Raw genomic sequence first — 24418 nt, forward strand, 5'->3', positions numbered from 1 at the left:
GATTCGAAAACTCAATAAAATGCAATTTATAATTCTGAAATTTATACTATTTTTAATACTTTTTTAGTTCTATACCGCTAAATTGCATTAAAATTAGAATTGTTTATGGATAAAATAAAAATACTTTGGGTTGATGACGAAATCGACCTTTTGAAACCACATATATTATTTCTGGAGAAAAAAAACTATGCTGTAACCACTTGTAACAATGGTTTAGATGCAATCACTTTGTTTGAGGAAGACAATTTTGATATTGTTTTTTTGGATGAAAATATGCCTGGAATGAGCGGATTGGAAACACTTTCTGAAATGAAAGAGAAAAAATCGGCCACACCAATGATTATGATCACCAAAAGTGAGGAAGAATACATCATGGAAGAAGCAATAGGTTCAAAAATTGCTGATTATTTGATAAAACCGGTAAATCCGAATCAGATTTTATTGAGTTTGAAGAAAAATCTGGATCATTCCCGATTAATTTCAGAAAAAACCACTTTGGATTACCAAAAAGAGTTTCGAAAAATTTCGATGGAATTAGCGATGGTCAATTCTTATGAAGACTGGGTTGAACTATATAAAAAGTTGATTTTTTGGGAATTAGAGCTCGAAAACATTAACGATCAGGGTATGATTGAAATCCTTGAATCTCAAAAAGTGGAAGCCAATTCTCAATTTGGAAAATATATCGAACGAAATTACGAAGATTGGTTCGCGCCTAAGGCAGATAAACCTATTCAGTCCCATAATTTATTCAAAGAATTAGTCTTACCCGAAATCAAGAAAAAAGACAAACCTATTTTGTTTGTGGTAATTGATAATCTGCGTTATGACCAATGGAAATCTTTTGAAACTGTGGTAGGAAACTATTACAAACTAGAGAAAGAAGTTCCCTATTTCTCTATCCTTCCAACAGCAACTCAATATGCAAGAAATGCCATCTTCTCAGGATTATTACCTTCTGACATGGAAAAGCAATTTCCGCAATATTGGAAAAATGATCCGGAAGAAGGCGGAAAAAACCTTTATGAAGCCGAATTTCTTTCGGCACAAATAAAACGTTTAGGATTAGACATTAAGGAAGATTATTTTAAAATCACCAATTATGCTGGCGGTAAAAAATTAGCCGAAAACTTTAAAGCTTTAAAAGGCAATGATTTGGTTACGGTGGTTTATAATTTTGTTGATATGTTGTCGCACGCCAAAACCGAAATGGATGTAGTTAAAGAACTGGCATCAGACGATAAAGCCTATCGCTCACTGACTTTGAGCTGGTTTAAAAATTCTCCGTTGCTAGAAATTATTCAGCAGGCACAACTTTTAGGTTTCAAATTGATTCTGACTACAGACCACGGAACTATAAATGTAAAAAACCCTTCTAAAGTAGTTGGAGATAAAAATACAAGTTTAAATTTACGCTATAAAACGGGTCGTAGTTTGACTTACGAGCAAAAAGATGTGTATATGGTAAAAGAGCCTAAAACGATTGGTTTGCCTGCCATCAACATGAGTAGTTCGTTTATTTTTGCCAAAAATGATTTGTTTCTGGCCTATGTAAACAACTACAATCATTATGTGAGTTATTACAAAAACACTTACCAACACGGAGGAATTTCATTAGAAGAAATGATTATTCCCTTTTTGGTTTTTAATCCGAAATAAGTTTAAAGTTTTATAGAAATCACCACAAATTTCGCAAATTTTCGCAAATTCATTTTGTTTCATTAAATAATAATTTGTGAAAATTTACGAAATTTGCGGTTAAAAAAATTAAAATGAACATCGTTTTTTCATTAGATCAAATTCAGGAAGTAGCAGCGCAAATTTTAGCTCAAAACCCAAAAAAAATCATTCTTTTTAATGGTGAAATGGGTGCTGGAAAAACTACTCTTATCAAACAATTGTGCAAAAGTTTAGGTGTTCAGGATGCTACGAGCAGCCCTACTTTTTCTTTGGTAAACGAATATTTTGCAGCCAATAACCAAATCGTTTATCACTTTGATTTTTACCGATTGAATCGCGAAAACGAAGCTTTGGACATGGGTGTTGATGATTATTTGTATTCTGGAAATTGGTGTTTTATCGAATGGCCTGAGAAAATTGCAAGCCTGATTCCTGAGGAACATTCTGTGGTTACTATTGAATTGATGGCAGATGGAAAAAGAAATTTGAAATTAGAATAAATATTCCACAGAGAATCACTAAACTTACACAAAGGTTCGCAAAGCTTTATAATAATTCTTTGTGTGACTCTGCGAAATCTTCGTGAATCTCTGTGAAACAACATAAGTATATAATGAATACCCAAAACACTGTAGAAATCATCCCCTTTTCACCAGATTTAAAAGACCACATCAAAACTTTAAACATAGAATGGCTTACTAAATATTTTAGAGTAGAAGACAAAGACGAATTGGTACTTTCGAATCCGCAACAAGAAATTATTGATAAGGGCGGAATGATTTTTTATGCTAAATACAACAACGAAATTATAGGAACCGCATCTTTGATGAAAGTTGATGACACTACTTTTGAATTGAGTAAAATGGCGGTTTCAGATAAAGCACAAGGTCTTGGTATTGGGAATAAATTATTAGTACATTGCATTGCTGTAGCCAAAGAAAGTAAGGTTAAAAAACTACTTTTATATTCGAACAGAAGATTACTTCCTGCCATTCATTTGTATAAAAAATTTGGTTTTTACGAGATTCCACTAGAAGACGGAGTTTACGACCGAGCCGACATTAAAATGGAAAAAATAATCCTTTGATCTTTAGAATACTATTAACCGAATATTTACACTAATTTTAAAACTTTTTACGTAATTTGTACTCTTAATTTTTCGCACAACTCATGTCAATAACCTTAACGCCATTTACGAAACAACAATTGTTGCCACAAGAAGAAAAACTTGAAGTGGGCCGATTTAAAAGAGAACTTTTCATAGGAATCCCTAAAGAAACAAGTTATCAGGAACGTCGTATTTGCCTAACTCCAGACGCTGTAAACTCTTTGACTTACGAAGGTCATCGCGTTATGATTGAATCTGGTGCGGGAGAAAGTTCGAGTTACTCTGACAAAGAATATGCAGATGCAGGTGCGGAAGTGACCAAAGACACTAAAAAGGTTTTTGGTTGTCCAATGTTATTAAAGGTTGAACCTCCGACATTGGCAGAAATTGAGATGATAAACCCGGAAACGATTATTATTTCTGCTATTCAGTTAAAAACAAAAAAGAAGGCTTACTTTGAGGCTTTGTCTAAAAAGAAAATTACCGCACTTGCCTTTGAATATATAAAAGACGAAGACGGTTCGTATCCTGCAGTAAAATCATTAAGCGAAATTGCCGGTACAGCTTCAATCCTTATTGCAGCTGAGTTAATGATTACTGACGAATTTGGAAAAGGTCTTTTGTTCGGAAATATTACCGGTGTACCTCCTACCGAAGTGGTAATTTTAGGAGCTGGAACTGTGGGTGAATTTGCTGCAAAAACAGCTATTGGTTTAGGAGCAAATGTAAAAGTTTTTGATAATTCGATTACTAAATTACGTCGTCTGCAAAACAATTTAAACCAAAGAATCTTTACTTCTACCGTTCAGCAAAAAGCTCTTTTAAAAGCTTTAAGACGTTGTGATGTCGCTATTGGTGCGATGCGCGGTAAAGAACGCTGCCCGATTATTGTTACCGAAACTATGGTCGAACACATGAAAAAAGGCGCCGTAATTGTAGATGTAAGTATTGATACCGGAGGTTGTTTCGAAACATCCGAAGTTACGACTCATGAGAAACCGACTTTCATAAAAAGCAATGTTTTGCATTATTGCGTACCAAATATTCCGTCACGATATTCAAAAACAGCTTCACTTTCTATAAGTAATATTCTAACGCCTTATCTATTGCAAATTGCTGAAGATGGTGGTCTTGAAAGCGCTATCAGATGTAATAAAGGACTAAAAAACGGAATTTATTTGTACCACGGAATTCTGACCAACAAAGCTATTGGCGAATGGTTTGATTTACCGGATAACGATATTAATTTACTTGTTTTTTAATCGAACTTTAACTTACCTTTGCAAAAAAAATAATTCATGAAGTTCGTACATCGTTTTGCTTATTATCTTATTGGTTTGATTATGGGATGCTTTTTTGTAGCCCTTGTTTTTAGTGGTAAAGACACGCGTTGCAACTACTTTCCGAATGCCAGAGTGCTAAATACACTCCGAACAAAACCATTTCAATATTCTGATAAGGCTATTCAAACTTTAAACGAAAAATGGGTTGATACTGCCGATGTTAAAAATACACTACAGTTTGGTGATGTTGATTTTGATCAAAGTAATGTTCCGATGAAAAATGGAAAATTATATGTTATTGAAGGAAAAACGGTAAAAAATCAAGAGATTATTCTAAAAGTAATCAACTACGAAAACAAAGCTGTTCTAGAGGAAATTACTAAAAAACCTTTAGATAAATAAGTCTAAAATTGATACTTTTTCATAGTTTGTCATAAGATTATTTATATCACTTACGTGAAATTGACCCTAATTACAACCATTCGATTTCTGGAATTCCTTTCGATTTTAAGAACGAATTGGTCTGACTGAAATGTTTATTTCCGAACCACTTTCCTTGATTGGCGCTCATTGGCGATGGATGTCCTGATTCTAAAACATGGTGTTTTGAACGATCAATTTTGAGTCCTTTTTTTTGTGCAAAGCTTCCCCACAGCAAAAAAACAATATTTTCTTTCTGATCGGAAATAGCCTGAATTACAGCATCGGTAAAAAGATTCCATTTTAAGTGTTTATGACTATTCGGACTGTCTTTTCTAACGGTTAAAGCTGCATTTAAAAGTAAGACTCCCTGCCTGGCCCATTTTTCTAAATTACCAGAAGTTGGCATAAAAATCGAATCGAAATCATCGTTTAATTCTCTGAAAATATTACGCAACGAAGGTGGTATTTTAACGGAATCATTTACAGAAAAACTCAAACCATTCGCTTCTCCTTCTCCATGATAAGGATCCTGACCAATGATTACAACTTTCAAATCCTGAAAAGAGCAATTATTAAACGCTGAAAAAATCAATTCTGCAGGAGGATAACAAGTTTGTGTTTTATATTCTTCGTCTAATGCTTCCATCAAATCCTTAAAATAAGGTTTTTGAATTTCATCAGACAGAACTGCTTGCCACTCAGGAGAAAGATTGATTTTCATTTTAAAATTTTTTTATTACAAATTACGCAAAGTTTTTTCCAAAGTACCAATAAATAGTGCTTTTTAGTTTTAAAACTTTGTAACTTTGAAACTTTACAACTTACGATATATAATGATATCCATTACCGAAAAAACATTACAGGATTTACAATTTCCAACAGTGCTTCAAACCGTTTCAGATGGCTGTAATACTGACATTGGAAAAGAAAAAGCTTTACAAATAACCCCTTTTAGAGACAAAGAAACTTTGATGCAGGCTTTAATGCAGACATCAGAGTATGTTTCCTCTTTTCAAAATAATAACGCCATTCCGAATCACGGATTTGACGCCATCACACACGAAATCAAATTTCTGGCTATCGAAGATAGTTTTCTGGAAGTGGGAAGCTTTAGAAAAATTGCAACACTTTCCTCTACTTCAAATTTTTTATTGAATTTCCTTAAAAAATTTGATGACTATTATCCGAATCTGAATGCGAGGGCTTCACGGGTTGAATACACCAAAGATATTGTGACTTTGATTGACGCTATCGTAGATAAATATGGCGAAATAAAAGACAATGCATCGCCAGTTTTACTGGATATCCGTCGTAATATGAACGTGGTTCGAGGTAAAGTAAATCAGAGTTTTGGCGTAGCGCTGACACAATATAACGGACTTGGATATTTGGATGACATCAAAGAAAGTTTTGTACAAAACCGTCGTGTTTTAGCCGTATTGGCCATGTACCGACGCAAAGTAAAAGGTTCTATTTTAGGAAGTTCTAAAACTGGAAGTATTGCTTATATCGAACCAGAAACTACACTAAAATATTCTCGGGAATTAGCCAATCTTGAATACGAAGAAAAGGAAGAAATCACTAGAATTTTAAAGCAGTTATCGAATGCAATTCGCCCGTTTTTGCCTTTACTAATTGAGTATCAGGAATTTTTAAGTGATATTGATGTTGTAGCCGGGAAAGCAAAATATGCCAATAGAATCAACGGAATTCTGCCTACAATTACTGAGGAAAGACGATTGTTTTTCAGAGAAGCGTATCACCCGATTTTGTATCTGAATAACAAGCAAAAGCAGGAAATCACACATCCACAAACTATTGAACTAAAACAAGATAACCGAATTATTGTGATTTCCGGACCTAATGCCGGAGGAAAAACTATTTCTCTAAAAACTGTTGGTTTATTGCAATTGATGCTGCAATCCGGAATGTTGATTCCGGTTCATGAACGCAGTGAAACATTTTTATTTGATCGAATCTTAACGGATATTGGGGATAATCAATCTATTGAAAATCATCTAAGTACTTATAGCTACCGATTAAAAAACATGAATTATTTCCTGAAAAAATGCAACAAGAAAACTATGTTTTTAATTGATGAATTTGGTACAGGTTCTGACCCGGAATTAGGTGGTGCTTTGGCTGAAATTTTCCTCGAAGAATTTTATCATCGAGAGGCTTTCGGAATTATTACGACGCATTATTCTAACCTGAAGATTTTGGCAAATGAATTGCCTTTTGCAACCAATGCGAATATGATGTTTGATGAAAAATCGCTGGAGCCGATGTATAAACTGGCTTTGGGTCAGGCAGGAAGTTCGTTTACTTTTGAAGTGGCACTGAAAAACGGAATCCCTTTTGGATTGATTAATCGTGCTAAAAAGAAAATTGAAGTGGGTAAAGTTCGTTTTGACAAAACCATTGCAACACTTCAAAAAGAGCGTTCAAAATTAGAGAAAACTTCTATCAATTTAAAAGAAGAAGAAACCCGCGCTCGTGAGGAAAGTAAAAAGATGGAAAACATCAATGTGAAAATTAAACAGAAACTGGAAAGCTATCAGGAATTGTATGATAGTAATCAAAAGACGATTTACATTGGCCAGAAGATTGAAGATATCTCCGAGAAATATTTCAATAACAAAAATAAAAAAGAGCTGATCGGCGAATTTTTGAAAATCATTGAAATTGAAAATTCGAAACGCAAAAAAGCCACTCCAAAAGAAGCCAAAGCCATAATCGAAAAGAAAAAAGAAATTATCGCTGAAGTAACAGTTCAGGTAGAAGAAATTCGAAAAGAGAAAAAAGAGAAAAAACTAAAACCAGTTATCGAAAAACCAAAACCAATTTTGAAAGTTGGTGACAGAGTAAGAATGCTTGACGGAAGATCGGTTGGAAGTATCGATGCTATTGAGAAAAACAAAGCAACTGTAAACTACGGAATTTTTACTTCGAAAGTTAGTTTGGATGAATTGGAGTTTGTAGAGGCTGGCAAAAAATAAATTTCAGTTTTCAATCCAGATTTTTCTTTATTCGGAACTTAAAAAACATCAAAATTTCAAATAAAGCGATTTAAACGAAGAATTTCATACTAACCAATTTGGAAGATTTAATCTTTTTAAAATTGCGTTATAAGCAATTTATGAAAGCTGTTTTTGATTTGTAAAATTTATTGAATTGTAATTTTTAATAGACAAAATAAATTATCTAAAATTGTCAATTTTTTTTTTAGCCATAGTAAGTCTTTGCGAGGAACGAAGCAATCTCACTAGCACGAGTTAATGAAGTATGTCAAATATAAACGATATTGCTTCGTTTTTCGCAAGGGCAAAAAAAATCAAAAAAAAAAATAAAAATGAAACCAGGATTTGTTTACATCATTACCAATAAATACCAGACAGTTGTATACACTGGTGTAACTTCAAATCTCCCTCAAAGAATATTACAACATAAAAATAAAAAATATCCTAAATCATTTTCAGCCAGGTATAATGTAAATATTTTAGTTTACTACGAACAATTTCAATGGATTGAAGATGCAATAACTAGAGAAAAGCAAATAAAAGCTGGTTCGAGAGAAGCAAAAAATAATTTGATTAAATCATTAAATCCCACTTGGAAAGATTTATTTGATGAAATTGAAAATATAATGACTCAATAATTATAATGAAAATGGAAATACATAGTGAGATTGCTTCGTTCCTCGCAAAGACAGCCGAAAATAAAAAAATAATTCTTTTTGATGGTGTTTGCAATTTATGTAATAGCTCAGTTCAGTTTATTATTCAACACGATAAAAAAGATGTTTTTAGGTTTGTAGCTTTTCAATCAGAATTGGGAAAAGAAATTTGCGATTACATTAACGTGGACAGCAGCAAAATTGATAGCATCATTTTGTATCAACCAGGTGTTGCCTATTTTTATAAATCTTCAGCAGCGATTGAAATTAGCAACGAGCTAGGAGGATTTTTTAATTTGATTTCTATTTTAAAAATCCTTCCTGAAAAATTCAGGAATTATATTTACGATTATATTGCTAAAAACCGCTATAAATGGTACGGCAAAAAAGAAAGCTGTATGATTCCGACTCCGGAATTAAAGGCTAAATTTCTTTAAATTCCAATTATCATCACTTTTTGTCATTTCGATTTCGAACGAGAACACTCTTTTCAAAACGATTGCCCTAGCCCCGATAGAAGTGGAAATCCTTTTGTGGCGGGGTTCGCCACAAAAGATTGAAACGGATAGCGGGATTAGCTCCTAAAAATTCAGGTTTCTTTTCCCTCGAAATTGTAAAGGTTACTTATTTCGGTAACGGATTTATCATTTCGATTGGTTTTTTTCCATCAATACCTTGATGTGGTCTTTCATGATTATAATAATATAAATATTGTAATAATTCCTCTTTTAATTCCTCTTGAGAATCAAAATCTGTATCTCTGAGTAAATCATCTTCCAAAGTTCTCCAAAAACGTTCTACTTTTCCATTTGTTTGCGGTCTATAAGCTCTAGTATATCTATGAACAATTCCTAGTTCGATTAACATTCTCTCAAAAGGATGCTGACTTTTTACTTTACTAGTTTTGATTCCAAATTCAGGTCCATTGTCAGATAATATTTCTTCAAACTTTATTTGATAATGATCACTTAAGATGTTTAAGCATTTTAATGTCGCAAACATAACTGTTAAACTGGTAATATCTGATATGAGTTCTGCCCAAGCTATTCTACTATAATCATCAATTACACAAACTAAATAACGCTTTTTACTTTCTCCTCGAATAATACTTTTACTTAAATGATGGCAATCGATATGACCCAGTTGTCCCATTCTTTCTTTGATTATTTTTTGATGGTTCTTTTTTATCTTCGGAGTTAACCTATTTATTTTATTACGTTTAAGAATATTATAAACTCCTGAATATGAAGGCGTGTGTCTTCCTAATTTGGGCTTTAAGATACTAACAATTTCATATTTATTATTTCCTTTTTCACGTAAATCAATTACTTTTTGTTCAATAAAAGGCAATGGCCTTCTGGTTTTATATTTTGGACCTCGTTTTTGAGGAAGTAAATCAACTGATTTCCCAGTTTGTTTATAACGATTATAGTACTTTAAAAAACTCTTTCTACAAGTATCATTTGCTGTGTAAAAATCCATCGCTCTCTTGTACAAAGGATGTGTTTTATTTTTAACCAGTTCATATTCTTTTATTAGAAAACGATATTTCTCTAAATAATTTCTTTCTAAAGTTGAATCTTGACTATTATTTCTCATCACAACAAAATTTATTAAAGGTAAATTTTGTTACCGAAATAAGTAACCTTTACAGAAATGACCAAAAACAAAAAAATCCCAAATTTCAAATCTATTACAATTTGGAATTTGGGATTTTTAAAAATTGAAGTTTATTAAGATATTATCTAATTAACTTTTTGTATTTCAGACGTTTTGGAGTTAAATCTCCACCTAAACGTTTCTTTTTGTTTTCTTCGTAATCAGAGAAACCACCTTCAAAATAATATACTTCAGAATCTCCTTCGAAAGCTAGAATGTGCGTACAAATTCTATCTAAGAACCATCTGTCATGCGAAATTACTACGGCACAACCAGCAAAATTTTCCAAACCTTCTTCTAGTGCACGAAGTGTATTTACATCCAAATCGTTCGTTGGCTCATCTAATAAAAGTACGTTTCCTTCTTCTTTCAAAGTCATTGCCAGGTGCAAACGGTTACGCTCACCACCAGAAAGCATAGATACTTTTTTGTTTTGCTCGCCTCCACCAAAATTGAAACGCGATAAATAAGCTCTTGAGTTTACTTGTTTTCCGCCCATCATAATCAATTCCTGACCATCGGCAAAATTTTCCCAAATAGATTTATTAGGGTCAATATTAGAGTGTGACTGATCTACGTAAGCGATTTTTACGGTTTCACCAACAGAAAATTCTCCACTATCAGTAGCCTGCTCGCCCATAATCATTTTGAAAATAGTCGATTTACCAGCACCGTTTGGCCCAATGATTCCAACAATTCCGGCTTGTGGTAAAGTAAAATTCAAATTATCATATAACAATTTGTCTCCAAAAGCTTTGGCTACATTTTTGGCTTCGATAACATTGGTTCCTAAACGTGGACCGTTCGGGATATAGATTTCCAGATTTTCATCCAGTTGTTTTTGATCTTCGTTTAATAATTTATCGTAGTTCTGTAAACGTGCTTTTTGTTTAGTCTGACGACCTTTGGCTCCCTGACGAACCCAGTCAAGCTCACGCTCTAAGTTTTTACGACGTTTAGAAGCTACTTTTTCTTCAAGAGCCATTCTGCTTGATTTTTGGTCTAACCAGGAAGAATAATTTCCTTTCCAAGGAATACCCTCTCCTCTATCCAACTCCAGAATCCAACCCGCAACATTATCCAGGAAATATCTATCGTGCGTTACCGCGATTACAGTTCCTGCATATTGCGCTAAATGTTGCTCTAACCAAAGTACTGACTCAGCATCTAAGTGGTTGGTAGGCTCATCCAAAAGCAAAACATCTGGTTGTTGCAACAACAAACGACATAATGCAACACGACGACGCTCACCTCCAGAAAGGTTTTTGATAGGCGTATCACCATCTGGCGTACGTAACGCATCCATTGCTATTTCTAGTTTCGTATCAATTTCCCAAGCTCCTAATGCATCGATTTTATCCTGCAAAGCCGCCTGGCGATCCATCAACTTGTCCATTTTGTCAGGATCAGAATAGTTTTCTTCAAGACCAAACAAATCATTGATTTGATTGTATTCTTCTAAAACTGCCATTGTTTCAGCAGCACCTTCACGAACAATTTCGATAACTGTTTTAGAATCATCCAAAATTGGTTCTTGTTCTAAATATCCCACTGTATAACCTGGCTGAAAAACTACATCACCCTGATAGTTTTTATCAACTCCTGCAATAATTTTTAAAAGAGAAGATTTTCCTGAACCATTCAAACCTAAAATACCAATTTTAGCTCCGTAAAAGAAACTCAAATAAATATTTTTAAGTACTGGCTTATCTGCTCCCTGATAGGTTTTGCTCAGTTTCTGCATTGAGAAAATTACTTTCTTATCGTCTGACATATATATATTCTTTTAATTTTTATTATTTATTTATGAATCAAATATTGCAATTGAATTTTGTTAAACTCTTCCTTTCAAAGCATTAAAAACCCAGGCATTAGCAAGAAATCCAACACCTGTAGCTGCAAATCCCCAGGCTGATACTTCTCTATATCTAAAGACTCCCAGACCTATCAGTAACAATCCCATAAGTATCATTATAAAAGTTGCCCATCCTAAAACGGTATTTTTATTCATTCCCATAATTGTAAAATTCTAATTTAATGTGGTATTTAATTTGAGGTGCAAATATCGTGAATTTTCACGGTTTAATTAAAAATTTTATACAGCATTTCTTTTAACAAATCTGATTGAGGTAAAGCATTTGCGCCAACTCCTTTACTTTTTACATCAATATCACGTAAAGTTGCTACAATTTGACTGACCTTTTTCATCGGAAAGTTTTTTAGCGCCACATCGTAATCCTTCATAAAAAAGGGGTTAACTCCTAATATTGGAGCAGCTGTTTTTGGATTTTTATCTTTAAGTCCGTGATACTTTAATATTTGAACAAAAAAACCAAAAACCAATCCAGTTGTCATTACTAATGGATATTCTTTAGGATTATGAGCAAAATTTTCGGCTATTTTATAAGCTCTTAATTGATTGCGTTCACCAATTGCTTTTCGAAGTTCAAAGACATTATAATCTTTACTAAAACCAATATTTTCCTCGATATGTTGTGGTGTAATTACCGTTCCTTGCGGCAGGATAATCTGCAATTTTTCGAGTTCATTATTAATTTTACTTAAATCTGTACCCAAAAACTCCACCAACATGGCATTTGCTTTAGGATCAATTGTATATTTTTTTCCAGCCAAAACACGCTTAATCCAGTCGCCAACCTGGTTTTCATAAAGTTTTTTACTTTCGTAAACCACTCCGTTCTGTGCTAATAATTTGGTTACTTTTTTACGTTTATCAAGCGTTTTATATTTGTAACAAAAAACCAAAACCGTAGTTTCCATCGGATTATTTACGTACGACTCTATTTTATCAATTGTCCGCGCTAAATCCTGCGCTTCCTTTACGATAACCACCTGACGATCAGCCATCATCGGATAGCGCTTAGCCGTTGATACAATATCTTCTACAGAAACATCTCTACCATACAAAACCGTTTGGTTAAATCCTTTTTCTTCCTCCGAAAGAATATTTTGCTCAATATATTCCGATAATTTGTCAATATAATAAGGTTCTTCTCCCATCAAAAAATAAATAGGTTTGATGTTTCCTCCTTTTATATCATTAACAATTTTTACAACTTCGTCCATTTCTTTTGAATGCAGATTTTAGATTTTAGATTTCAGATTTGAAAACTACAATCTTAAAACTAATTTTATATTTTTGCCTAATGCAGCAACTCAATTTTCCTTCTTATACTTTTCGATTCAAAAATAGCGAAAATAAAGTGTCTATTTTTGATGAAATAAGGAAAAAATTTATCATTCTTACACCTGAAGAATGGGTTCGTCAGCATGTGGTTCATTTTTTAATCCATGAAAAAAAATACCCTAAGTCGCTTATCAACGTAGAAAAAGTTCTAAAAGTCAACGGATTAAGAAAAAGATATGATGTTGTGGTTTTCAATTCTGATGGTTCTATACATATATTGGTAGAATGTAAAGCACCGGAAGTTAAAATTTCGCAGGCTACTTTTGATCAGATTGCCCGCTACAACATGACAATGCAGGCACGGTTTTTGAATGTCACAAACGGTCTCCAGCATTTTTTCTGTCAGATGGATTTTGAAAATGAAAAATATAATTTTTTAAGAGACTTGCCCGATTATCAAAATTTAAAATAACCTTAAAAAAATACTTTTGGATAAAATAGCAGTTGTAATTTTAAACTGGAATGGAGTAAAATTGTTAGAACAATTTTTACCTTCAGTTATTCAATATTCGGCAGAAGCCACTATATATGTTGCAGATAATGCTTCAACAGACAACTCGACAGCCTTTATAAAAGAGTATTTCCCAAGTATAAAAATCATTCAAAACTCAGGAAATCATGGCTTTGCAAAAGGATATAATGATGCTTTAAAAGAAGTAGATGCTGAAATCTATGCTTTGGTTAATTCGGATATTGAAGTTACTGAAAACTGGTTACAGCCTATTATTGAAACTTTTGAGAATGAAAAGCACACTGCCATAATCCAACCCAAAATCTTAGATTTCAAAAATAAAGAATACTTTGAATACGCTGGTGCAGCTGGTGGTTTTATTGATAAATTTGGCTATCCTTACTGTCGTGGACGTATTTTTGATACCTTAGAAAAAGATAATGGTCAATATGATGATAATTGTGAAATATTTTGGGCATCAGGAGCTTGTTTTTTTATCAGAAGTGAAATTTATCATGAATTAGGTGGTTTTGATGAATCGTTTTTTGCACATCAGGAAGAAATTGATTTATGCTGGCGTGCGATAAATGACGGTCAGGTTATTAAATACAATTCAAAATCGGTAGTTTATCATGTTGGTGGTGCTACATTACAACAAGGAAACCCTAAAAAAACGTATTTAAATTTTAGAAATTCATTATTAATGCTTGTTAAAAATCTTCCTAAAAAAGGATTATTTTTTGTAATTTTCTTCCGCATGATTTTGGATGGAATTGCCGGGGTCAGATTTTTAACACAAGGAAAATTCAAACATACTATCGCTATTTTACACGCACATTTTTCATTTTACTGTGTATCATTGGTTTACCTGAAAAAGAGAAAAGATTTTCAAATGCGACAATACTATAGTGTAAAAAGTATCGTTTTCCTGTATTATATTAAAAAATTGACTGTTTTTAAAGAAATCTTTAACAGTAATCAAAATATTAAAAACTAAATTTGTAATCAACGTTAAATTAAATTTTTTATCTATGAGAAAAGTAGTAATTGCTCTATCCGTATTAATGGCCTTAACATCGTGTGTTTCGAAAAAGAAATATGCCGATTTAGAAGCTAAAAACAAAGAAACTCAAGATTTACTAAATTCTTGTACTGTAAAACTAAATTCTTGTCTGGAAGAAAAAGCTGGCTTGACTGCAACAGTTGATGGCTTAAAACAACATAATCAGGATCTTTTAAATAGTTCAAAAGATTTAACTATGCTTACTTCAAAAGGAGCTGCAAATCTTGAAAAATCATTAGAAAGCTTAAAAGAAAAAGACTTAAAAATATCTAGACTTCAGGATGCATTAACTAAAAAAGACAGTGTTACATTGGCTTTGGTAACTAGTTTAAAAAGTTCAGTTGGAATCTCTGATCCAGATATCGAAATCAATGTTGAAAAAGGAGTTGTATTTATCTCTATTGCAGATAAATTATTATTCAAAAGCGGAAGCTATGACGTAACTGATAAAGCAAAAGGTGTTTTAGCTAAAGTTGCTAAAGTAGTAAACGACAAACCTGATTTTGAATGTATGGTTGAAGGTCATACTGATAACGTACCTTACAGAAGCAACGGTGTTTTACTTGACAACTGGGATTTATCTGTAAAACGTTCTACATCTATCGTTCGTGTACTTACAAATGATTTAGGAGTTAATCCTGCTAAATTAATTGCAGCTGGTAGAAGTTCTTATGTTCCATTGGTAGAGAATGACACCCCAGATAACAAAGCACGTAACAGAAGAACCCGTATCGTTGTTATGCCAAAAATCGATCAGTTCTATGATATGATTGAAAAAGAAATGAAAAAACAACAAAAATAATTTTTCATTAATTATTTCTAATACAAAAAAAGCAGGTCAATATGACCTGCTTTTTTGCATTCTTAATTTTTAAATAACTAATTAAAAAAATCAAGAATAGCATTATTTTTAATTAACTAACTAAATTTTAACTGATATTAAAGTTAATCATTTATTTTTAATAATTACACAATTTCAGTATTTTTTTACAAAATATCAATATCGCCTTTTCCTTCTCTGACTATCACTGGTTCATGCTCAGATAAATCTATAATTGTTGAACCCACATTATCTCCATAACCTCCATCAATAACCAGATCAACAAGGTTTTGCCATTTCTCAAAAATCAATTCCGGATCTGTAGTATATTCGATTACATCATCTTCATCCCGAATTGAGGTAGAAACAATAGGATTTCCTAACTGACGAACAATTTCTAAAACAATAGCATTATCCGGAACACGAATCCCTACAGTAGTTTTCTTTTTGAACTCTTTAGGCAAATTATTATTCCCAGGTAAAATAAAAGTGTAAGGTCCTGGCAAAGCTCGTTTCAAAATTTTAAAAGTTGCTGTATCAATCTGACGGACATAATCTGATAAATTACTTAAATCGTGACAGATAAACGAAAAGTTAGCTTTTTCAAGTTTCACACCTTTTATTTTCGCAATCTTTTCTAAAGCACGCGAATTGGTAATATCACAGCCTAAACCATAAACAGTATCGGTAGGATAAATTACCAAACCTCCATTTTGAAGCACTTTAACCACTTTCGCAATTGCTGCTTCACTAGGCTTATCAGGATATATTTTAATAAATTCTGCCATTTATATTTTTTGTTTAAAGTTTATTTTGTTTCAGGTTTCAAGTTCTGCCATTCAGCAATTTTAAACTTGAAACCTGAAACTTTTTTTTAACCTATTACATCCAGTTTCGCAAATCTTAGCAAAAGCTTTTTAATTCCGCCCACTTCAAATTTTATTTCTGCTTTTTTATCGGCTCCCACACCTTCGAGGTTGACAACTTCACCTTTTCCAAAACGTTCATGCATCACAATATTTCCAGCCGTTAGTTTACTATCAAATAAATTAGGAGCTGCTGCATTAGGATTTGTACCAGCTACAGGCTTTAATTTTCTGATATTCAGATCTGGCTTTGGTTCATTGTCAGTAATATGCTTTGGAGGCGTTCCTCCTACTGGTTTTGCTAATCTTAATTTTGACTTATCAACATCACCAAAAATATCCCCATCAATAGGCGATTTATAACGATAGTTACTTTCAGATGGTGTTAAATATTCAAGATATTGCCCATCAATTTCTTCAATAAAACGAGAAGGTTCACTGTCTGTCAGTTTTCCCCAACGGTAACGCGATTGTGCATACGTCAGATAAGCCTGGTGTTCAGCACGTGTTAAAGCTACGTAAAATAAACGACGTTCTTCTTCCAATTCACTTCTGGTACTCATACTCATGGCACTCGGAAACAAATCTTCCTCCATTCCGACAACAAAAACATGAGGAAATTCCAATCCTTTGGCTAAATGAATCGTCATCAAAGCCACTCTGTCTTCATCACTTGTATCTTTATCCAAATCTGTAGCCAAAGCCACATCTTCCATAAATTCAGACAAAGCTCCTCTTGCTCCATCAATTTCTTTTTGCCCTTCGGTAAAATCTTTTAAACCGTTTAAAAGTTCTTCAATATTCTGAATCTTCGCCATTCCTTCCGGAGTAGCATCTTTCTTTAATTCCTGAACCAAACCGGTTTTTTTGGCAACATAATCCGTGATATAAAAAGCATCCTGGTTTTGGTCGATAACCTGAAAACTTTGAATCATCGTTACAAAATCATTTATTTTGTTCTTTGTTCCCGAGTTAAGTTTCAAATCGATTTTATCAATGTTCACCATTACTTCCCAAATCGAACGCTTGTAATGATTGGCAGCAATTGTCAATTTCTCAACCGTTGTATCACCAATTCCACGAGCCGGATAATTGATCACACGAACCAAAGCTTCTTCATCTTTTGGATTAATGACCAAACGCAAATAACACAAAACATCTTTGATTTCCTTACGTTGGTAAAAAGATAAGCCACCATAAATTCGATACGGAATATCACGTTTTCTCAAAGCATCCTCCATGGCACGTGATTGTGCGTTGGTACGATATAAAATAGCAAAAGAACCATTATGCAGCTGATTTTGCATTTTTTGTTCAAAAATAGTACTCGCTACAAAACGTCCTTCTTCGGCGTCCGTTAAACTGCGGTGTACTTTTATCTTTGGTCCAAAATCGTTTGCTGTCCAGACAATTTTGTCTAATTTCGTTTTATTATGATCAATGATCGTATTGGCAGCTTCTACAATATTTCGTGTTGAACGATAATTTTGTTCCAGACGAAACATCTTTACCCCTTCGTAATCTTTCTGAAAATTCAGGATATTATTAATATTGGCTCCTCGGAAAGCATAAATACTCTGCGCATCATCACCCACCACACAAATATTCTGAAATTTATCAGACAAAGCCCTTACAATCAAATACTGAGAGTGATTGGTATCCTGGTACTCATCCACCAGAATATACCTAAAACGGTTTTGATATTTGGCTAAAACTTCCGGGAAACGGGTTAGCAATTCGTTGGTTTTCAATAATAAATCATCAAAATCCATTGCACCTGCCTTAAAACAGCGCTCTACATATTGCTGATAAATTTCGCCCAAACGAGGCTTTTTTGCCATTGCATCGGCTTCAACCAATTCGGGATTATTAAAATAAGCTTTTACGGTAATCAGACTGTTTTTATAACTCGAAATTCGTCCTAAAATCTGTTTTGGTTTGTAAATATCACGATCCAGCTGCATCTCCTTAATAATCGAAGAGATTAGTCGTTGTGAATCTTGCGAATCGTAAATAGTAAAGTTGGATGGATAACCCAAATATTCCGATTCTGAACGCAAAATACGGGCAAAAATCGAGTGAAAAGTTCCCATCCAAAGGTTTTTCGCCTCCGTCGCTCCCACAATATCCGAAATTCGGTGTTTCATCTCTCGCGCCGCTTTATTGGTAAACGTAAGCGACAAAATACTGAATGCGTCGATGCCTTGCGCCATCAAATAAGCAATTCGAATCGTTAAAACACGTGTTTTTCCCGAACCTGCACCCGCAATAATAATCATTGGCCCATCTTTTTGTAAAACGGGTTCGCGTTGCGCTTCGTTGAGCTGGTCTATATATTTCTGCATGAAATTGTTCTCCTTTTATGCAAAAATATGAATTATACATTTAAAAAGCTACTAAGTTTCTGAGGTTCTAAGGGACTAAGTTTTTTATCTTTCTGAAGCCAAACAAAAGGCATTTTTTCAGGCAAAGTTCCCGCTTTCGGCTTTATCTCTCCGTTTCACTTCGAGGATACCGCCTCAATCGGGGCTAGAAAACAAACAAAAGGCTTCTTTTGAAAAAACTGAAAGAAAAATCTTTAATTTTAAAATATTTCTATATTTGCATTTTGAAAAATTAATAATGAGAATAGTTGTTACAGCAAATGCAGAAAAATCATATTTCGAAATCATAAATAAATATTCAGAAAATAAAGCTGTTTTGTTTTCAAAAAAAACTATTTCAATTCTTGATATCATTAAAGTAAATAATCATATCGGATCCAGATACAAGCAAACTAACTACAGAAAGTTTTTAATAACAGAGGAAGTATATTTATTTTATAAAATTGAAACTCAAATTATTTACGTCATTTTGTTTTGGGACAACAAAAAAAATCCGTTAAGTTTAGATAGTATACTTAGTTCTTAGTTTTTCTTTAAAATCAGAATAATCAATAGTTCTTCCGGCTTTTATATCCTCTTCACTTTTCTGAAACTCCTGCAGTAATATTTCCTCAGGATATAATAAAACGGTAATTTGCTTTACTTCTTGTGTCGTGAAGCTTTTTAGTCTTAATTTCCTATAATAGGTCGCATGTTTCAACCCTAATTTTTGCATAAAAAACTCGGCTTTATAATAAGACTTGCTTATCAATTCGGGCAAACTATTAACGTAATTTTCGTAATTCTCAACTGTTTCTATCATAATATGATACTTTTTATTGCAATAATTACACAAATATAATCTAATATTTTGATATTAAAAGTATTAAAAAAATATGCTTTTTATTTATTTTCTAAACAAACAAAAATTAGAAGATCGAAATACACGAACTCAGAGCCAAGAAAAATCCGTTTTATCCGCGTCAAATTCAACACAATCCAAAAAAACTTAGAATCTCAGTACCTTAGTAACTTAGCAACTTTACTTATAAAATACATCATAAGCAAACCGAATCAAAGTACCAATTACCACAACCAAAAAGAAGATTCTAATAAAACCATTTCCTTTATTGATTGCTAATTTCGCCCCAAGCCAGCCGCCAAGTCCATTACTGACAGCCATCGGAATTGCAATTGTCCAGATGATTTTCCCTTTTATCACAAACAAACAAATCGAACCAAAATTTGTCGCCAGATTGACCATTTTGGCATTCGCAGAAGCGTGCAAAAAATCAAACCCTAATAATGCAATAAAAGCGACAACAAAAAAACTCCCAGTTCCCGGACCAATAAATCCATCATAAAAACCAATAATGATACTAATCACAACGGCATACATTATTTGGGTCGCGGCCGAATGCTCTTTGGCTACCTGTTGACCAAAATTTTTCTTTGCATAGGTATAAATAAAAAGCAACGACAAAACCACAAGCAAAAGCGGTTTCATAAAATCATTACTCACTATTGTCAATAAAGTAGAACCCAAAAATGCCGAAGGAACGGCCAAGCACATCATGATCAACAACAATTTCCATTGAATAACTATATTCTTAAGGTACTGAAAAGCCGCAAAAGCAGTTCCTGTAAAGGCCGGAATTTTCAAAGTACCGATTACGGTAGAAACAGGAAGATTTGGCAACAAAATCAATCCCATCGGTGTCTGAATCAATCCGCCTCCACCCACAATCGCATCTATAAATCCTGCAGCAAAAGCAGCCAAACAAAGTAAAATTATAATGTAGGTTTCCATTTTTATTGGGTATCAGTAGGTTTTGTTATTTGGTCACAAAAATAGAATTCCATTTTGACTTCTGTCTAAAATTTAAGATTGTTTTCTCATCAAAAAGTATATTTTTGTCTAAAAATTACTCAAATGGATTTTACAAGAATTATAGAATTAGCCAGTTATACGTTACCAGCCATTGTTACGGGATTTGTAGCTTATAGCTTCTTTGAATTACACATCAAAAACAACGATAAAAAACGTGCTTTTTTATTAAATAGAGACTATCAGAAACAATCTTTACCGATACGTTTGCAAGCTTACGAACGCATGACGTTATATTTAGAGCGCATTAACTTGACCAAATTATTGATTCGCATTGCGCCAATCTCAAACGAAAAAAATGATTATGCCAACTTTGTAATTGACCAAATCGAACAGGAATTTGAGCACAACTTAACACAGCAAATTTATATGTCTGATGAATGTTGGACCATCATAACAACGGCTAAAAACTCGACGATCCAAATCATTCGTAAAGCAGCCATGAGCGATCGTGTTGACAGCGGTGATAAATTACGTGAAGTAATCTTGAATGATTTATTAGAGAAACAATCGCCTAGCAATGCAGCTTTGGGATATATTAAGAATGAAGTTGCGGAATTGTGGTAGAAATGTAATTTTAGATTTTAGATTTTCTAGTATTATAAATTTGTTACACAAATTTATAATGTACTCAAAGTTTGTCATTCCGTAAGGAATCTCTAAACTCAAAGATTCATAGCATTGTGAGATTCCTAACGGAATGACAAACTTTGTCGAAAAGCTATAATTTTTAAATTCCACTACAACAATCTAAAATATACAATCTAAAATCTAAAATCACCTATTATCACTCATCACTTCAGACTTATTCTGAGCATATTCATAGCCTTGTTCCCACCATTCTTTCATTACTTCTTTATTAAAAATAAGTGCATTATCTGTAAGTTTAGTTGGTGTGTAGTATAAGTTAAGTTTCACATTCTTATTGTTTGCCATCAGTTTTCCTATAGCAATATCGTGTTTCTCAACCTGATCGAGTGCTATTCGAAACAAATCAATCATCAGCGAAAAAGGGTTTTTGCCAATCACCGTTTTATTCATATTCACCTCAGTTTCCAGAATAATAACGTCGATTTCTGTGGCACCACGGTTTATCGCTTCACGAATGGGAACTAAACTTGAGAATCCTCCGTCGCCGTATTCGTAATTATTCTTGGTTACCAAACTCATAAACGGAACATAATTACTGGAAATCCAGGACCAATCACAAAATTCTTCATAAGTACAATCTTTTACTGATTTGTATTCTGACTCATTTTTGGTAAAATTGGTAACGGTAATTACAACATCATTATTGAGTTTTTTTAGTTTATTAAAATCCGATAAACTAAAATTATTTTTGATGTATTTCTGCAAACCTTTGCTTTCGCCAAAAGTTCTTTTTCCTTTAAAAAACTGACGTAAAACATTAAAGTGATTGATAGTCACAATATCAACTCCATCTTTATTTTTTACAACAAAAGGACAAATATTAAAAATACTAGCCATAGTAACATTAGTGTACACCGAATGAATTTTTCGGATGTGCCCCAATGCCAAATGCGGAATCAGCAAACTACCAGTCGAAGTTCCTATAAATAAGTCGTATTCGTGTTTTTTTTCTTCGATAAGATATTGCGCTACGCCTCCTGCGAACGCACCTTTACTACCACCGCCAGAAATAACCAATGCCCTCATATTTTTTTGTTATGCGTTTTGAGTTATGAGTTTTCCGTTTTCAACTCATCCTATAAAATTATACTTTTCTTAAATTAAATGCTTTCGGTTTTTATAAAAACCTAATTTCAGATCCACAACTCATTACTCAAAACACATAACTGACGACAAAACATCTAAATTTTCTCTGCTAATAAACGATTCAACTGAAATTGTTCATCGGGGTTCAAATTAGTCAAAATTCTTTCAAATGAAGCACGCATTTCATTATTTTTTAACAAAATTCTGATTGTATCTCTTCCGAATTTAGAAAATTGCCACATATGATGCGTTGTCGCATTAACTAAATTGCTCAAAACCTGATCGTTGATAATTTTAAAACCAATCAGTTTTTCCAAAGCATTTTGTCGGGTTGTTGCTTCGAATTTTGTAGAAGAAAAAGCAATTAATTCGTTAACCAAAGGTTCTGAATTACTCGTATAATTTGGAGTTGATAAGGCCAGAGACAACCATAAAGTCCTTAAATTATAATCGTTGAAACCAATCCAGTTTTTAGATTTATCCAAATATTCAAACTGATGATCGGGGAAATTTTTCCACAAGAAAAACAATGCTATTTCTTGCGTTTGGTATGATTTATCGTTTAATAACGTTTCATAATCCAATCTAAAATCCTCAGGAATTTTAGACATTGTAATCGCTACTGCCTGACGGACCTCTACATTATTCGTTTGTAAAGCAGCTAATAAAAGTTGCTTTTTAGCTTCGTATTTTTCGTTTTCTAACTGATCAACGATAGCAACTTTAACTGTATGATAAATATCCGATTTTAGTGTTTTCATTAAAAACGCTTCTTTTTCGGATAAAGGTGTTTTTTTCAGTTTGTCAACTTCCAGACGAATCTGAATTGCCTTATTTTTACTTAATAAAGTATTCGCAGTTGGCGTATCAAAAACGGTAGATTCTAACCAGGTTTGCTGAAATTGAACCAAATCAAAATCGGACACTTTTTTTATTTCAGCAAAGAAATTTGGTGTATTGACGTTTTGATAAGCATATTTTTTCAGATAATTTTTAATGCCTTTTTTGAAAGCTTTATCGCCAATAGATTCGTGTAAAACGAACAATGCCCAGGCACCTTTTTCATAAAAAGTAAGCGAACTTGCCTTAGCATTCAATACGGGAATTGTATCGGTTCTGGAAGCAAATTTTATCTGTTGCGCTGTTTCGTATAATTTGGAATAAAAATAATCCTCACCGTAAATTTCTCTTTCGGCCAAGGCTGCATAATACGTTGCAAAACCTTCCTGAAGCCAATGATGCGTACTGCTTTCGGCGGTTATCAAATCGCCAAACCAGTGATGTGCCAATTCGTGAGCATCGACATTGGTGTAATTTCGATCGACAAAACCAGTAGAATCTATCACATATCGTGTCGCAAAAAGCGTCGAAGTTGTGTTTTCCATTCCAGCGTACAAAAAGTCACGAACCGGAATTTGTCTGTTGATTTTCCAAGGATATTTTATACCAATTTCTTTTTCGAGGAAATCAAAAATGCGTTTCGAATAACGATATGTGGGTTCAAAACGACTTAAATCTTTGTTTTCGATATAATATTCTAAAGGAATTTTAGATTTGGATCTGAATTCTTTTTTATCATATTTCCCAACGGCAAGCATCAGTAAATAAGAGCTCATGGGCTTTTCCATCTTGTATTGCCAGTGAATCTGATTGTCAGTTTTAGTTTTTGCTTTTAAAATTCCGTTCGAAACAACCTGATAATTTTTATCGAAAGAGATTCCTAGATTAAAAACCAATTTTTCATTGACATCATCAAAACTGGGGAACCAATTGCTGGTGTATCTGCCCTGCCCCTGCGTCCAGATTTGCACATCATCATTTTCTATTGCCACAAAATACAAAGCTTGTTTTGGTTTTACCGAATATTCAAAAGTCAATTTTTTTTTCCCCTTTTCGAAAGAAGAAATGATTTGTAGTTGTTTTCCAGTATTAACAAAATTTACGGTTTCAGCATCGATTTTTACATTGGTAAATTCCATGTTTTTAGCATCTATTTTGATGGTGTCAATCGGTTTAAGAACCTCAAAATCATAATCTAAAATTCCTGAAACTGATTTTTCTTTGGCATTAATTTTCAATTGCCCCGAAACCGATTTAAAATCGACAAATTGGGTTTGTTGTGCAAAAACGAAGCTGGTAAAAAAGAGAAAGATGTATTTCATGGAAAAAAAATTAGTGCCAATTTTCCAAAGT

The 24418-nt window shown here is 33.2% G+C and carries 23 protein-coding genes; 12 read left to right on the plus strand and 11 right to left on the minus strand.

The genetic code is table 11. From position 1 onward, the window contains the following. Positions 1-105: 105 nt before the first annotated feature. The 5 genes from porX (at position 106) to GON26_RS06335 (ending at position 4473) form a co-directional block, all read left to right on the plus strand. Positions 106-1659 (plus strand): T9SS response regulator signal transducer PorX, encoded by a 1554-nt coding sequence (porX, locus tag GON26_RS06315; RefSeq protein ID WP_160373897.1) that lies wholly within the window; start codon positions 106-108, stop codon positions 1657-1659. A gap of 107 nt (positions 1660-1766) precedes the next feature. After that, a complete protein-coding gene (tsaE, locus tag GON26_RS06320; protein WP_317164689.1) occupies positions 1767-2180 on the plus strand; it encodes a tRNA (adenosine(37)-N6)-threonylcarbamoyltransferase complex ATPase subunit type 1 TsaE in 414 nt (137 codons plus the stop codon). A 113-nt stretch (positions 2181-2293) separates the two neighbouring features. After that, positions 2294-2767 (plus strand): GNAT family N-acetyltransferase, encoded by a 474-nt coding sequence (locus GON26_RS06325; protein ID WP_160373899.1) that lies wholly within the window; start codon positions 2294-2296, stop codon positions 2765-2767. 83 nt (positions 2768-2850) lie between these two features. Then, on the plus strand, positions 2851-4050 hold the full coding sequence (locus GON26_RS06330; RefSeq protein WP_160373900.1) for an alanine dehydrogenase: 1200 nt from the start codon (positions 2851-2853) through the stop codon (positions 4048-4050). A gap of 36 nt (positions 4051-4086) precedes the next feature. Then, positions 4087-4473 (plus strand): DUF4258 domain-containing protein, encoded by a 387-nt coding sequence (locus GON26_RS06335; protein WP_160373901.1) that lies wholly within the window; start codon positions 4087-4089, stop codon positions 4471-4473. A gap of 70 nt (positions 4474-4543) precedes the next feature. Here GON26_RS06335 and GON26_RS06340 read toward each other — a convergent pair whose 3' ends face one another. Further along, positions 4544-5215, minus strand: a complete 672-nt coding sequence (locus GON26_RS06340; RefSeq protein WP_160373902.1) for a uracil-DNA glycosylase — start codon at positions 5213-5215, stop codon at positions 4544-4546. Between the two features lie 112 nt (positions 5216-5327). On the opposite strand from GON26_RS06340, the gene GON26_RS06345 reads away from it, so the two are divergent. From GON26_RS06345 to GON26_RS06355, 3 genes are all read left to right on the plus strand, one after another. After that, complete coding sequence (locus tag GON26_RS06345; RefSeq protein WP_160373903.1) at positions 5328-7493, plus strand: endonuclease MutS2; 2166 nt, start codon at positions 5328-5330, stop codon at positions 7491-7493. Between the two features lie 353 nt (positions 7494-7846). Then, entirely contained in the window at positions 7847-8152 is a 306-nt protein-coding gene (locus GON26_RS06350) for a GIY-YIG nuclease family protein (protein ID WP_160373904.1), read from the plus strand. Between the two features lie 11 nt (positions 8153-8163). After that, the gene (locus GON26_RS06355) at positions 8164-8607 is read left to right on the plus strand and encodes a thiol-disulfide oxidoreductase DCC family protein (protein ID WP_160373905.1); all 444 of its coding nucleotides are present in this window, start codon (positions 8164-8166) and stop codon (positions 8605-8607) included. 187 nt (positions 8608-8794) lie between these two features. On the opposite strand, the gene GON26_RS06360 is transcribed toward GON26_RS06355, so the two are convergent. From GON26_RS06360 to holA, 4 genes are all read right to left on the minus strand, one after another. Next, a complete protein-coding gene (locus GON26_RS06360) occupies positions 8795-9769 on the minus strand; it encodes an integrase core domain-containing protein (protein ID WP_160373906.1) in 975 nt (324 codons plus the stop codon). A 142-nt stretch (positions 9770-9911) separates the two neighbouring features. Next, positions 9912-11603 (minus strand): energy-dependent translational throttle protein EttA, encoded by a 1692-nt coding sequence (gene ettA, locus GON26_RS06365; protein WP_160373907.1) that lies wholly within the window; start codon positions 11601-11603, stop codon positions 9912-9914. 60 nt (positions 11604-11663) lie between these two features. After that, the gene (locus GON26_RS06370) at positions 11664-11840 is read right to left on the minus strand and encodes a CAL67264 family membrane protein (RefSeq protein WP_202110841.1); all 177 of its coding nucleotides are present in this window, start codon (positions 11838-11840) and stop codon (positions 11664-11666) included. Between the two features lie 71 nt (positions 11841-11911). Then, positions 11912-12916 (minus strand): DNA polymerase III subunit delta, encoded by a 1005-nt coding sequence (gene holA / locus GON26_RS06375; RefSeq protein WP_160373909.1) that lies wholly within the window; start codon positions 12914-12916, stop codon positions 11912-11914. A gap of 80 nt (positions 12917-12996) precedes the next feature. Here holA and GON26_RS06380 point away from each other — a divergent pair, with 80 nt between their 5' ends. From GON26_RS06380 to GON26_RS06390, 3 genes are read left to right on the plus strand one after another with little or no spacing between them, the layout of a single operon-like run. Continuing rightward, on the plus strand, positions 12997-13449 hold the full coding sequence (locus GON26_RS06380; protein ID WP_160373910.1) for a type I restriction enzyme HsdR N-terminal domain-containing protein: 453 nt from the start codon (positions 12997-12999) through the stop codon (positions 13447-13449). A gap of 16 nt (positions 13450-13465) precedes the next feature. Beyond that, positions 13466-14485 carry a glycosyltransferase family 2 protein gene (locus GON26_RS06385; protein WP_160373911.1) on the plus strand — a complete coding sequence of 340 codons (1020 nt, stop codon included), beginning with the start codon at positions 13466-13468 and terminating at the stop codon, positions 14483-14485. A 34-nt stretch (positions 14486-14519) separates the two neighbouring features. After that, positions 14520-15353 carry an OmpA/MotB family protein gene (locus tag GON26_RS06390; protein ID WP_160373912.1) on the plus strand — a complete coding sequence of 278 codons (834 nt, stop codon included), beginning with the start codon at positions 14520-14522 and terminating at the stop codon, positions 15351-15353. A 185-nt stretch (positions 15354-15538) separates the two neighbouring features. Here GON26_RS06390 and GON26_RS06395 read toward each other — a convergent pair whose 3' ends face one another. The 4 genes from GON26_RS06395 to GON26_RS06410 form a co-directional block, all read right to left on the minus strand. Further along, on the minus strand, positions 15539-16159 hold the full coding sequence (locus GON26_RS06395; RefSeq protein ID WP_160373913.1) for an L-threonylcarbamoyladenylate synthase: 621 nt from the start codon (positions 16157-16159) through the stop codon (positions 15539-15541). An 86-nt stretch (positions 16160-16245) separates the two neighbouring features. Continuing rightward, positions 16246-18582, minus strand: coding sequence for an ATP-dependent helicase (locus GON26_RS06400; RefSeq protein ID WP_160373914.1), 2337 nt, complete (start codon positions 18580-18582; stop codon positions 16246-16248). A gap of 541 nt (positions 18583-19123) precedes the next feature. Beyond that, positions 19124-19423 carry a hypothetical protein gene (locus GON26_RS06405; RefSeq protein WP_160373915.1) on the minus strand — a complete coding sequence of 100 codons (300 nt, stop codon included), beginning with the start codon at positions 19421-19423 and terminating at the stop codon, positions 19124-19126. 219 nt (positions 19424-19642) lie between these two features. Further along, positions 19643-20410, minus strand: coding sequence for a sulfite exporter TauE/SafE family protein (locus tag GON26_RS06410; RefSeq protein WP_160373916.1), 768 nt, complete (start codon positions 20408-20410; stop codon positions 19643-19645). Between the two features lie 123 nt (positions 20411-20533). Between GON26_RS06410 and GON26_RS06415 the strand changes: the two genes are divergently transcribed. Then, on the plus strand, positions 20534-21055 hold the full coding sequence (locus GON26_RS06415) for a DUF7935 family protein (protein ID WP_160373917.1): 522 nt from the start codon (positions 20534-20536) through the stop codon (positions 21053-21055). A 210-nt stretch (positions 21056-21265) separates the two neighbouring features. On the opposite strand, the gene GON26_RS06420 is transcribed toward GON26_RS06415, so the two are convergent. Together GON26_RS06420 and GON26_RS06425 are read right to left on the minus strand one after the other, a co-directional pair. Beyond that, a complete protein-coding gene (locus GON26_RS06420) occupies positions 21266-22165 on the minus strand; it encodes a patatin-like phospholipase family protein (RefSeq protein WP_160373918.1) in 900 nt (299 codons plus the stop codon). A 155-nt stretch (positions 22166-22320) separates the two neighbouring features. Continuing rightward, positions 22321-24387 carry a M1 family metallopeptidase gene (locus GON26_RS06425; protein ID WP_160373919.1) on the minus strand — a complete coding sequence of 689 codons (2067 nt, stop codon included), beginning with the start codon at positions 24385-24387 and terminating at the stop codon, positions 22321-22323. Positions 24388-24418 lie beyond the last annotated feature (31 nt).

Origin of the sequence: Flavobacterium hydrocarbonoxydans, from assembly GCF_009789235.1 — a bacterium.
Taxonomy (GTDB): Bacteria; Bacteroidota; Bacteroidia; order Flavobacteriales; family Flavobacteriaceae; genus Flavobacterium; species Flavobacterium hydrocarbonoxydans.

What these genes read in the sequence shown, in the direction of transcription:
- GON26_RS06360 (WP_160373906.1), bottom strand. Translation starts at nt 9,769, where the DNA reads ATGAGAAATAATAGTCAAGATTCAACTTTAGAAAGAAATTATTTAGAG.
- GON26_RS06420 (WP_160373918.1), bottom strand. Translation starts at nt 22,165, where the DNA reads ATGAGGGCATTGGTTATTTCTGGCGGTGGTAGTAAAGGTGCGTTCGCA.
- GON26_RS06405 (WP_160373915.1), bottom strand. Translation starts at nt 19,423, where the DNA reads ATGATAGAAACAGTTGAGAATTACGAAAATTACGTTAATAGTTTGCCC.
- GON26_RS06370 (WP_202110841.1), bottom strand. Translation starts at nt 11,840, where the DNA reads ATGAATAAAAATACCGTTTTAGGATGGGCAACTTTTATAATGATACTT.
- GON26_RS06400 (WP_160373914.1), bottom strand. Translation starts at nt 18,582, where the DNA reads ATGCAGAAATATATAGACCAGCTCAACGAAGCGCAACGCGAACCCGTT.
- GON26_RS06340 (WP_160373902.1), bottom strand. Translation starts at nt 5,215, where the DNA reads ATGAAAATCAATCTTTCTCCTGAGTGGCAAGCAGTTCTGTCTGATGAA.
- GON26_RS06350 (WP_160373904.1), top strand. Translation starts at nt 7,847, where the DNA reads ATGAAACCAGGATTTGTTTACATCATTACCAATAAATACCAGACAGTT.
- GON26_RS06355 (WP_160373905.1), top strand. Translation starts at nt 8,164, where the DNA reads ATGGAAATACATAGTGAGATTGCTTCGTTCCTCGCAAAGACAGCCGAA.
- GON26_RS06335 (WP_160373901.1), top strand. Translation starts at nt 4,087, where the DNA reads ATGAAGTTCGTACATCGTTTTGCTTATTATCTTATTGGTTTGATTATG.
- GON26_RS06330 (WP_160373900.1), top strand. Translation starts at nt 2,851, where the DNA reads ATGTCAATAACCTTAACGCCATTTACGAAACAACAATTGTTGCCACAA.
- GON26_RS06395 (WP_160373913.1), bottom strand. Translation starts at nt 16,159, where the DNA reads ATGGCAGAATTTATTAAAATATATCCTGATAAGCCTAGTGAAGCAGCA.
- GON26_RS06415 (WP_160373917.1), top strand. Translation starts at nt 20,534, where the DNA reads ATGGATTTTACAAGAATTATAGAATTAGCCAGTTATACGTTACCAGCC.
- GON26_RS06390 (WP_160373912.1), top strand. Translation starts at nt 14,520, where the DNA reads ATGAGAAAAGTAGTAATTGCTCTATCCGTATTAATGGCCTTAACATCG.
- holA (WP_160373909.1), bottom strand. Translation starts at nt 12,916, where the DNA reads ATGGACGAAGTTGTAAAAATTGTTAATGATATAAAAGGAGGAAACATC.
- ettA (WP_160373907.1), bottom strand. Translation starts at nt 11,603, where the DNA reads ATGTCAGACGATAAGAAAGTAATTTTCTCAATGCAGAAACTGAGCAAA.
- GON26_RS06380 (WP_160373910.1), top strand. Translation starts at nt 12,997, where the DNA reads ATGCAGCAACTCAATTTTCCTTCTTATACTTTTCGATTCAAAAATAGC.
- GON26_RS06425 (WP_160373919.1), bottom strand. Translation starts at nt 24,387, where the DNA reads ATGAAATACATCTTTCTCTTTTTTACCAGCTTCGTTTTTGCACAACAA.
- GON26_RS06345 (WP_160373903.1), top strand. Translation starts at nt 5,328, where the DNA reads ATGATATCCATTACCGAAAAAACATTACAGGATTTACAATTTCCAACA.
- porX (WP_160373897.1), top strand. Translation starts at nt 106, where the DNA reads ATGGATAAAATAAAAATACTTTGGGTTGATGACGAAATCGACCTTTTG.
- GON26_RS06410 (WP_160373916.1), bottom strand. Translation starts at nt 20,410, where the DNA reads ATGGAAACCTACATTATAATTTTACTTTGTTTGGCTGCTTTTGCTGCA.
- GON26_RS06325 (WP_160373899.1), top strand. Translation starts at nt 2,294, where the DNA reads ATGAATACCCAAAACACTGTAGAAATCATCCCCTTTTCACCAGATTTA.